The 2,668-nt window shown below is 32.3% G+C and carries 3 protein-coding genes; all 3 read right to left on the bottom strand.

The window, feature by feature from the left end; translation table 11 throughout:
* Nucleotides 1–6 precede the first annotated feature (6 nt).
* Complete coding sequence (gene pssD / locus ACTHW2_RS12750; RefSeq protein WP_442264269.1) at nt 7–465, bottom strand: PssD/Cps14F family polysaccharide biosynthesis glycosyltransferase; 459 nt, start codon at nt 463–465, stop codon at nt 7–9.
* Nucleotides 465–1,859 (bottom strand): O-antigen ligase family protein, encoded by a 1,395-nt coding sequence (locus ACTHW2_RS12745; protein WP_442264268.1) that lies wholly within the window; start codon nt 1,857–1,859, stop codon nt 465–467. Before ACTHW2_RS12745 ends, pssD begins: the two co-directional genes overlap by 1 nt.
* Nucleotides 1,860–2,402: 543 nt before the next feature.
* On the bottom strand, nt 2,403–2,668 hold a 266-nt coding region (locus ACTHW2_RS12740), incomplete at its 5' end, for a hypothetical protein (RefSeq protein ID WP_442264267.1).

Raw genomic sequence — 2,668 nt, 5'->3', positions numbered from 1 at the left:
CAAAAATCAATAGATACTCCCCCCATATATTGCACTAGGATATTCTGTTTTCAATGTTTCCCACTGAACGATAAACAAATCAGCAAAATTGTAAAAGAAACGCCCCGTTTTTGAACTGTTCTCTATACGTGCAAAAGATTCAATAAAGATAACTTTTTTTTTCAATATTTTAGCTAGTAATGAGATAGGTATTGCTAAAATCGCACCAGTAGAAATAATAAAATCTGGTTTTTCTTTTATCCATATATGCAATGATTGAATCGATATCCATATCATCTTCAAAAGATAAAATTTATCAGTTGTTCCAGTCTGTAAGAAGTAATAATCTGCTTTCGATTTGTACGTTGTCTTTTCAGTGATCCATACCAAATCATACATTTCTTCTAAACTTTTAAGCATACTGAGCTGTTCGTAGTGCCCACCTGATGACGAAATCATGATGATTTTGGGTTTACTATTATTCATTACTTTAATTCTCCTTTATAGTGAATTCTATCCTCAACTAAAAATGCCAGAACAATTGTCAAATAAATACTCACTGCTGGGGAGGTTAAGGTATGACCGGCTAAAAATCCAATTCCTAAACCTAAAGCAACAGAACTAAGTAACATTACATTTTTCATTTCGAGTATATCTCCTATTCGTTTCCAAAAACTAATTAGAACTTTGAAACCGTAATATACAAAAGGTGAGAAGTAAAGTACAAATCCTAAAAAGCCGAATTGAAAGAACAAATCATGGAAATCTCTTTCTATGACTTTGGGAGACTGCTCGAAGTTACCAGCGTATCCCATGCCAAAAGTTTTTTGTATCACAGGTGCTTCATCAAAATAGTCCTGGTGAAGATCCAGAAAACCAGAACGACCGCTATAAATAACTCCATTGACAACCTCAGATTCAGATGTACTGCTCTCTCCAAAGTAGTCTTCCTCACTTATATCTTGATCAAAATCACCCTCACCATTTGTCTCAGAAGTATCTTTATTTACTTCATTTTGTTCTCTAAGAGCTGCTATTTGACCAGCACTATTTGTGTACGCTGGTAAGTAGGGAGTCAATACCACAGTTAAAAGTAGTAGTAATGCCGCAATAGATAAATGACCTTTATTAAACTGGTTAATGTTTTTCTTTGAAAAAGATTTAATTGCTAATATGATAACTGTAAGACCTAACACGATTATAACCGCTAGATGACCCACTTTAGTTCCAATGGTAAATAAGGAAAACAAGGTTAATATTGTATTTATCCAATTAAATAGTATCCATTTTTTACCTTTTTTAATATACGTAAACCACATAATAATAGGTAAAGCCAAGGCTAATGTGACTCCTATATCATTAGCAGCATAGAACCAGCCACTATGACCTATTTTATATAGTGCACCATAGGACCTTTTCCCAGTGCCGGTTACCGTAGCTAAAACCATAACAATATTTATAAGAAAAACAGCAATTGCTATATTTTTTGGAAATAAATTAACTTTATTTCTTTTTTTTAATTCTTTAAAAGCAACCATAAAAACATAAAACATAATGATGAAGTAAAGTGATTTACTTAGCGCTGTTAATTCAGAAATAAGATAAAAAGTCTCTTTTAATATATAATTTGTTATAAAATGAAAGAAGGTAAACATCGCCATAATAATCAAGTATAAAAATTGACCTTTACTTAAATAAATTTTCCTTCTTGTTAATAAGTAAAAAACACTCAGCACCAAAACAAGCATACGAACAACCACACCAGGTGTGACAGGAAGTTCAGCATACTCCATACTTATATATGTCAACCAGTCGAGAATTGGCTGTAATATTATAAATAACATTAAATATATAGGATAATCTTTTTTTAATTTATTCACAGTAAGCCTCCATTAAAATAGTTGGAAATGATCAGTATTTACTTTACATGATTTAATAATGCTTTTCAATAAAGATTGCCACCAGGATAAAAATGAATATGAACGAAAAGCACTATAAAGCTATTGTAAGTATCCTTATATGCATAAAAAATGAAAGAATATAGGTATAATTATTCTGTTATACTTATAGGCCAGGATAATTGCCATATTTCTTAGTTAATTATTATATGTAATTTAAAGTGGAAAGAAAAGGGAACTTATAAGAGGTAATTTTTTTGATTGATTATTCACTGTCACCTTTTTGAATAGTCATTACATTATTTGTCTGGTCAGATTTCAATCCACTAAAATTTTATAATGTAGATATGTTCATTCAATTTTTAACATTTGCTTTAGCTTCCCAAATGTTCCCGTAAACTCGTCGATTAAGTGGTTACGACTCTTCATTAGTAATAATGCTTGTTTAAACCTTTTCTTTTCGAGATTCTTTAAAAGAAGACGTTTGAAGGGATTAGGGTCGCTCTTTTTATAAGGCATTATTTTTTACGTTCCGACACGCTGCCAGATACTGCTTAAACGGGTTAGTTTTTCTTCTTCCGTCAGCGGACAGTCAGCATGAACCAGATTGTTTGTTTCAAGGTAAATCGAGTTGAAGTATTCTTGAGCAATCAATTTGCCAAATTTCTGCTCACTCCCCCACTCAATCATCAGTTGTTCGAAGGATCTTGCAATGTTATCTTCCATCAGGTAACGCTCGGGGCGGTAACGATTGACCGATGACCCTGAATGCGTGACGTAATGGTAGTACG

The sequence above is a fragment of the Tissierella sp. genome, assembly GCF_052089545.1.
In the GTDB taxonomy this organism is placed as follows: Bacteria; Bacillota; Clostridia; order Tissierellales; family Tissierellaceae; genus Tissierella_A.
Note: the sequence above shows the minus strand (reverse complement) of the source record. Positions and strands in the feature narration are given on the sequence as shown.

Excerpts from the sequence above, each read along its gene's own strand:
- pssD (WP_442264269.1), bottom strand. The coding sequence starts at position 465 with ATGAATAATAGTAAACCCAAAATCATCATGATTTCGTCATCAGGTGGG.